5 protein-coding genes are annotated in these 7,576 nt (G+C 67.1%); 3 read left to right on the forward strand and 2 right to left on the reverse strand.

The window, feature by feature from the left end; genetic code table 11:
- On the forward strand, positions 1–1,472 hold a 1,472-nt coding region (locus VEY12_12235), incomplete at its 5' end, for an NAD(P)/FAD-dependent oxidoreductase (protein ID HYM40887.1).
- Between the two features lie 2 nt (positions 1,473–1,474).
- Entirely contained in the window at positions 1,475–3,064 is a 1,590-nt protein-coding gene (locus VEY12_12240) for an NAD(P)/FAD-dependent oxidoreductase (GenBank protein HYM40888.1), read from the forward strand.
- Positions 3,065–3,068: 4 nt separating this feature from the next.
- On the opposite strand, the gene VEY12_12245 is transcribed toward VEY12_12240, so the two are convergent.
- Positions 3,069–4,214 (reverse strand): thiolase family protein, encoded by a 1,146-nt coding sequence (locus VEY12_12245; protein HYM40889.1) that lies wholly within the window; start codon positions 4,212–4,214, stop codon positions 3,069–3,071.
- 100 nt (positions 4,215–4,314) lie between these two features.
- Between VEY12_12245 and VEY12_12250 the strand changes: the two genes are divergently transcribed.
- A complete protein-coding gene (locus tag VEY12_12250) occupies positions 4,315–5,499 on the forward strand; it encodes a CaiB/BaiF CoA-transferase family protein (GenBank protein HYM40890.1) in 1,185 nt (394 codons plus the stop codon).
- 60 nt (positions 5,500–5,559) lie between these two features.
- On the opposite strand, the gene VEY12_12255 is transcribed toward VEY12_12250, so the two are convergent.
- Positions 5,560–7,576 (reverse strand): 3-hydroxyacyl-CoA dehydrogenase NAD-binding domain-containing protein (locus tag VEY12_12255; GenBank protein ID HYM40891.1); only part of this gene is annotated, 2,017 nt, incomplete at its 5' end.

Below are 7,576 nucleotides of genomic sequence, written 5' to 3' on the forward strand. Positions count from 1 at the left end.
GAGCCGCGGTCACCGAGGAAGTCGTTCCCGGGTTCAAGTTCACGGTCTGCTCGTACGTCTGCAGCATGCTCCGGCCCGTCGTGATTCGCGAACTTGAGCTGCCCAGGTTCGGACTCACGGTGATCCCCCAGGAGTGCAACTTCGTCCCGGCGAGGGATGGGCGGTACCTCTTCTACCGGGGCGACGAGGAGGACACGCACAATGCGGTTCTCGCGTTCTCCAAGCACGATGCGGAAGTCCTTCCGCGGTACGACGCCTTGATGGTTCGGCTGTGCAAGTTTATCCAGCCCCTGCTCGACATGGCACCGCCCGATCTGGCCTCGTTCAATCCGAACGAACTGCGCAAGCTCATGAAGCTCGCCGCGCCCCTCCAAGAGCTGACCGAGGAAGAGGTCTACGAGTTCGCGCGCGTGATGACCATGAGCGCGGCGGACTACCTCGACGAGTGGTTCGAGGGCGATCTGCTGAAGGCCGCGCTCTGCGCGAGCGGGATCATCGGCACGCTCCTGGGCCCCCGATCTCCGGGCACGGCATACGTGCTCCTGCACCACTCCATGGGGGAGATCGACGGGGCCTACCGTTCCTGGGGCTACGTCCGGGGAGGCATGGGCGCCCTCAGCGCCTCGATTGCCGCGTCCGCGGCGAACCTCGGCGCCCAGATCCGCACGAACGCCGAGGTCCGGGAGATCCTTGTCCGGGACGGCCGCGCGATCGGCGTGGAGCTTGCCACGGGCGAGCGGATCCTCTCCCGGGTCGTCCTCTCGAACTGCGACCCCAAGCGAACGTTCCTCAAGTTCCTGGACCCGCAAACCCTCCCGGAGGATTTCGTGCGCGGCATCCGGAACTTCAACATCGAGGGCTCGTCGGGCAAGGTGAACCTCGCGCTGAGTTCCTTCCCCGATTTCAAGGTCCTCCCGGGCTACGGCCCCCATCTCCAGGGGGACGTGACGATCGGGGACAGCATGGACTACATGGAGAGGGCGTACGAGGACGCCAAGTATGGGGACTTCTCGCATCGTCCGTACATCGACATGTGCGTCCCCTCGACCCTGGACCCCACGCTCGCGCCGCCCGGGACGCACGTCATGTCCAACTTCGTCCAGTACGCTCCGTACCACCTCCGGAAGGGTACGTGGCCCGAGCGACGCGAGGAGTTCGGGGAGACCGTCGTGGACACGATCGAGGAACACGTCCCGAAGATCCGCGACCTCCTCGTCGGGAAGCAGGTCCTGAGCCCCTGGGACCTCGAGCAGGAATTCGGGCTCACGGGCGGCAACATCTTCCACGGCGAATTGACGCCGAACCAGCTCCTGTTCTTCCGGCCCGTCCCGGGTTGGGCGCAGTACCGGACGCCGGTCCGGGGCCTTTACCTCTGCGGTTCGGGCGCGCATCCTGGGGGCGGAGTCATGGGCGCCCCCGGTCGGAACGCGGCCCTTGAAGTCCTCAAAGATATGAGCCTACGGCGGGTGTGAGCGTGCCGGGCGCGTACGACGCGGTGGTGATCGGCGGGGGCCACAATGGCCTTGTGGCGGCGACGTACCTCGCACGTGCCGGACGTCGGGTCTTGGTCCTCGAGCAGCGCGCCTCCCTAGGAGGCGCGGTAACCACAGAGGAGATCCATCCTGGCTTTCGCGCCCCGACGGGTGCCGCGCTCTGCGGTCTCCTCCGGCACGAGATCGTCGACGAGCTCGAGCTCGTCCGGTATGGGCTCTCCTTCGTGCCCTTCGAGCCGGCCGCCGCGATCGTGGGCGAAGGGGGAAAGGCCCTGCGCCTCTGGCACGACGTGCGGAAGGCGCAGTTCGAAATCGGCCGCCTCTCCGCCGCCGACGCGGCCGCATACCCTCGGTTCCTCGCGTTCATGGGTGAGGTGGCCCGGATCCTCGACCCGCTCCTTCTGTCGATTCCACCGAGCATCGAGGAGCCGACCATCGCGGACGGCTGGTTTCTCCTCGGGCGGGCGCTCAAGCTGCGACGGCTGGGGCGGCAGACCATGTACGAGTTCCTGAGGATGCCGCCGATGAGCCTCCATGAGTACCTTGGGGAGTGGTTCGAGGGGGAGCTGCTCAAAGCCTCCCTGTCCGTGGATGCGCTCTCCGGGATGTTCCGCGGTCCCTGGTCTCCGGGGACCGCGTTCGGGCTCGTCCACCACTTCCTCGCCGCGGCGAACCGCGGGACGTGGGCGTTCGTGCGCGGCGGGAGCGCCACGCTGGCCAACGCGCTGGCGGCCGCAGCTCAGGCCAGCGGGGTCACCATCCGCACGGGGTCCAGCGTGCGCCGCATCCTGAGCCCCGACGGGCGCGCCTCCGGGGTCGAGCTGAGCAACGGCGAGACCGTGGCCGCTCGCGCCGTGCTCTCCACGGCGGATCCGAAACGGACGTTCCTGAAGCTCGCGGATCCCCTTATCCTCAGTGCGGATTTCATCACGCGCGTGCGGAACTACCACTCCGAGGGTTGCGTCTCCAAGGTGAATCTCGCCCTCGACGCGGCCCCGCAGATGCCGTTCATGGGCGGCGGAGGCTTCGCGCCCCACGTCCAGGTGGCACCCTCCCAAGAGTACATCGAGCGCGCGTACGACGACGCGAAGCACGGTGGGGTGTCCTCGTCCCCTGTCCTGGATGTCACGGTGCCCACTGCGGTCGATGCCAGCCTCGCGCCCGCAGGGAAGCATATCGTGTCCGTCCTGGTGCAGTACACGCCCTACCACCTGAAGCAGGCCGCCTGGGCGGACCGGCGCGCCGCGCTTGGCGAGCGGGTCCTCGATTTGTTGGAACCCCACATCCCGAACGTGCGCTCGGCGCTCCTGGCCGTGGACGTCGAGACGCCGGAAGACCTGGAAGCCCGTTTCGGACTCACGGGCGGTCACATCTTCCACGGGGAGATGACGCTCGACCAGCAGTTCGTCCTCCGCCCGGTCCCCGGATGGGGACGCTACCGCACCCCGATTCCGGGTCTCTACCTTTGCGGGGCCGGGACCCACCCCGGCGGTGGGATCACGGGCGCGCCCGGCTACAACGGCGCCCACGCCGTCCTCGAGGACTGGCCGTCGCTCGTTCGGGGCGCCTGATGGCTCACGTGGGCCGCTCGATGATCGTGGCGAGCCCCATGCCGAATCCGATGCAGAGGACCGCGAGGCCGTAGCGCAGCTCCTGCCGCTCCATCTCGTGGAGCATGGTGGTGATCAGCCGTGCGCCGCTCATCCCGAGCGGGTGGCCCAGGGCGATCGCGCCGCCGTTCACGTTCAGCCTCGCGTCGTCGAACCCGATCTCGTTACGGGTCGCGAGGGGAACGCTCGCGAACGCCTCGTTGACCTCCCAGACGTCGATGTCGTCCGCGGTGAGGTCCGCCGTCGCCAACGCCTTCCGGATCGCGGGGATCGTCCCGTCGAGCATGATCGTCGGGCTCGTGCCCGCCACGCCCGTGGCCACGAACCGCGCCCGGGGTTCGAGCTTAAGCTCCTTGGCCTTCTCCGGGTTTGTCACGAGGAGGGCGCACGCCCCGTCGTTGATCCCGCTCGAATTCGCCGCGGTGATGCGGCCGTCCGGCTTGAACGCGGGCGGCAGGGACTTGATCTTCTCCAGGGTCGTCGTCCGCCGCGGGTGCTCGTCCGTGTCGAACATGCGCTTGTTCCCGTTCTCGTCGACCACGGGCACGGGGACGATTTCCCGCTTGAAGCGCCCCTCGTCGATGGCCCGGATGGCCTTCATGTGGGAGTGGTAGGAGAACTCGTCCATCGCCTCGCGCGTGATATGGTACTTGTCCGCGACCAGGTCCGCGGAGATGCCCTGGATGACGATGTCGTACTTCTCGAGCAGCTTCTGGCTCAGCTCCCCCATGTCGGAGCCGAGCGGGACCCGGGACATAGACTCGACGCCGCCCCCCACGACGACCTCGTTCTGGCCCGTCATGACCTCCATGCACGCGTAGTTGAAGGCCTGGAGCCCGGACGCGCACATCCGGTTCACGCTGTTCCCCGGCACGGCCTCCGGGAACCCCGCGATGAGGGGCGCGAGCCGTCCGATGTTTCCGCCCTGGTCCGCGACCTGGGTGACGCACCCCAGGGTCACGTCCTCGACGAGCTTGGGCTCGATCCCCGCCCGGTCCACGACCTCGCGTAGCACGAAGGCGGCGAGGTCGTCGGGCCGCCAGTCCTTCAACGAACCGCCGCGCTTTCCGATCGCGGAGCGAACCGCGCCAACGATGACTGCCTCGGGCATCGGCTTCCCTGCGGATGTCATGGGGCGTGCGGAATAAGAAGGTTCGCCACAGCCGCGCCGGGCAACCTTCAAGTCCCTCCGCCGGATGTGCCGACGCCGCATGCCCGCCCCCTTGGAAGGCATTCTCGTCCTCGATTTCACGCGCCTCCTCCCGGGCCCGTTCGCGACCCAACTCCTCTGCAACCTCGGGGCGGAGGTCATCAAGATCGAGGACCCCGCGCTCGGGGACTACATGCGGGCCGTCCCGCCGTCGGTCCAAGGCGTCTCCTATCCGTTCCTCATGGTCAACCGGGGCAAGCGCTCGCTCGCGGTGGACCTCAAGACCAGGGAGGGGCGCGAGATCGTCCACCAGCTCGTGCCCAAGGCGGATATCCTCATGGAGCAGTTCCGCCCCGGGGTCATGAAGAAGCTCGGGGTGGACTACAAGACCCTCGTGCGGCGGAATCCCCGGCTCATCTACTGCTCCTTCTCCGGCTACGGCCAGACGGGTCCCGCGAAGGACGTGCCGGCCCACGACATCAACTTCGAGGCCCATGCGGGGATCCTGGGCGTCACGGGAGACCACGACGGGCGGCCCGTGATCCCCGGCGTGCCCATGGCCGACCTCGCGAGCGGCTTCAACGCGGCGATGTCCGTACTCGCGGCCCTCCGGACGCGGGACCGCACGCACAAAGGGGAGTTCATCGACGTCTCCATCTTCGACACCGCGGTCAGCCTCATGATTCTCAACCTCGCTCGGTACCTGGCGACCGGCGAGGAGCCCGTGGCGGGCGAGGCGCTCCTGACGGGGCGCTTCCCCTTCTACGGCCTGTACCAGACCGCGGACGGAGGATGGCTGGCCGTGGCCACGGTCGAACCCAAGTTCTGGACGAGGATGTGCGAGCTCCTGGGGGTTCCGGAGCTCGCGGACTCGCAGTTCCCCAGTGAGAAGGAGAAAGCCGAGGTTGTGAGGGCGCTCCAGGCACGCTTTCGCGAGAAGCGCCGGGCGGAGTGGGAGGCAATCTTCGCGAAGGCCAACCTTCCGATTACCGCCGTGCGCACGGTGGCTGATGTGGTCCGCGATCCCCAAGTGAACGCCCGCGGTCTCCTCCCGGTCGTCGACGTCCCCGGACTGTGGAAGATGCAGGTGGTCGCCCATCCGGCCAAGCACACGAAGACGACGACCCGTGATCCGGCCCGGGTCCCCGCCAAGGGAGGGGACACGGTCGACATCCTCCGGTCCCTCGGGTATGGCGTGAGGCGGATTGACGCCCTCATGAAGAAGGGCGTCGTCGCGCAAGGCTGAAGCGCCCGTCTAAGGCTGGGCCGTCGGGCCCGCTTCGTGCAAACGCGCCGAAACCTGGGTTCACTCGCCCTTGAAGCTGGGAGGCCGCTTCTCCATGAACGCCTGGATGCCTTCGTACACGTCGTCCGTGGACATCACGAGTCCGAAGGCCATCGCCTCCATCTCCAGCGCGGCGTCGATGGGCACGTCGCCGCTGCGGTTGAGCATGACCTTGATCAGGCGCATGGCGATGGGCGGCCCCTTGGCCAACTTCTCCGCGAACGCCTTCGTCTCCGCCTCGAAGGCTTCGTTCTCCACGGCCTTGGTGACCAGGCCCATTGCCGCCGCTTCGTCGGCCATGATGCGGTCCCCGATCATCGCGATCTCTTTGGCCTTCGCGAGCCCGACGATGCGGACGAGCCGCTGGCTCCCGCCCGCACCGGGGACAAGTCCGCGCGCGACTTCGGTCTGCCCGATCTTCGCCCGCTTGGCCGCGATCCGGAAGTCGCAGGCGAGGGCGAGTTCGAGCCCCCCGCCCACCGCGGAGCTGTTCAACGCGGCGAGCGTGGGCTTCGCAAAGTTCGCCACGGTGTGGAAGACCTCTTCCGAGCGTCGGGAGACCTTCCAGAACTGATGGGCTTTCGAGGCGTCGCCGAACGCCGTGAGGTCCGCGCCCGCACTGAACGCACGGTCGCCCGACCCCGTGAACACAACGCACCGGGCCGCATCATCCTTGCCGAGGTCCTGGAGGGCGCGCTCGATTTCCTCGAACATCTGCGGGGTGAATGTGTTCAGCCGGTCCGGTCGGTTCAGGGTGATCGTGGCGACGCCCGTCGCAGCATCGATCCCCACCAGAATCGTCTCGTACGCCGCAGGCCCCGCCTTGCCCTGGGCGCCGCGGTGCTCGTAGAATCCCTTCCCGGACGCGACGCCCACATCGCCCCGCGCGACCATGTCCTGGAGGATCTTCGCGGGCTTGGACCGCGGATGGTTTTGGAGGGCCGCGAGGACCTTGTCGACGCCCAGGTCATCGGCCAAGGCGAGCGGTCCCTTCGGGAACGCGGTCCCGAGACGCATCGCCTCGTCGATTTCCGCGGGGCTGGCCACGTCCATGGCCACGAGCTCCGCGGCCTCGTTGATGATCGGGGCGAGGATTCGCATCGGGTCGAAGGACCCCGCCATGTCGGGCGTGAGCTTGGGCCGTCCCTCCTTGTACGCGTAGAAGCCCTCCCCGCTCTTCTTCCCGAACTTGCGAGCGGCGTACTTCTCCTGGAACGGCGGCGGTACGGGGACCCCGGCTTTCTCCTGGGCGGTGAAGAGGAGATCGATGCCCACCTGGTCCGCCATCTCGAACGGGCCCATGGGGAACCCGACCTTGAACCGCATGGCCGCGTCGATGGTCTCAATCGGGATGCCTTCCTTATAGTGGATCCAGGCCGCCTCGTTCATGTAGGGCGCGTAAACCCGCGTCGTGATGAATCCGGGCACATCCTTGCGGACCACGATGGCCGTCTTGCCCAGGGACTTCGAGAGGTCCACCGCCGCCTGTAGGGTTGCGTCCGACGTCTTGTCCGTCCGGATGACTTCAATCAAAGGCATGAGCATGGGTGGGTTGAAGAAGTGCATGCCGACGACCTTAGTCGGCCTGCGCGTGGCCAGAGCCATGTTCGTGATGGGAATCGCACTCGTGTTCGACGCAAGGACGGCCTTGGCGGGAGCGACCTCCTCGAGCTCATGGAACACCTTCTTCTTGAGTTCCACGTCTTCGAACACCGCCTCGATAATGAAGTCCGCGTCCCTGCACGCCTCGTCCAGGTCGAGCGTGGCGTGGATGCGGTTCAGCGCCTCGTCCGCCTGCTGCCGCGTGACCTGCGCCTTTTCCACGAGCTTGTCCAAGGACCAATGGACGCGTTCCATGCCTCGATCGATGTACTCCTGCTTGATGTCCCTCATGGAGACTGTGTAGCCATGAAGGGCCAGCAGCTCCGCGATTCCATGGCCCATTTCGCCCGCGCCGATGACGGCGACCTTCTGCGACACGATACTCCGCCCCGTCCCGCGAATCGTCGATGCGGGATAAAAGGCCGTCCCATCCCCG

Source organism: Thermoplasmata archaeon, assembly GCA_035632695.1.
GTDB lineage: Archaea > Thermoplasmatota > Thermoplasmata > RBG-16-68-12 > RBG-16-68-12 > RBG-16-68-12.

What these genes read in the sequence shown, in the direction of transcription:
- VEY12_12245 (HYM40889.1), bottom strand. Translation starts at nt 4,214, where the DNA reads ATGCCCGAGGCAGTCATCGTTGGCGCGGTTCGCTCCGCGATCGGAAAG.
- VEY12_12250 (HYM40890.1), top strand. Translation starts at nt 4,315, where the DNA reads ATGCCCGCCCCCTTGGAAGGCATTCTCGTCCTCGATTTCACGCGCCTC.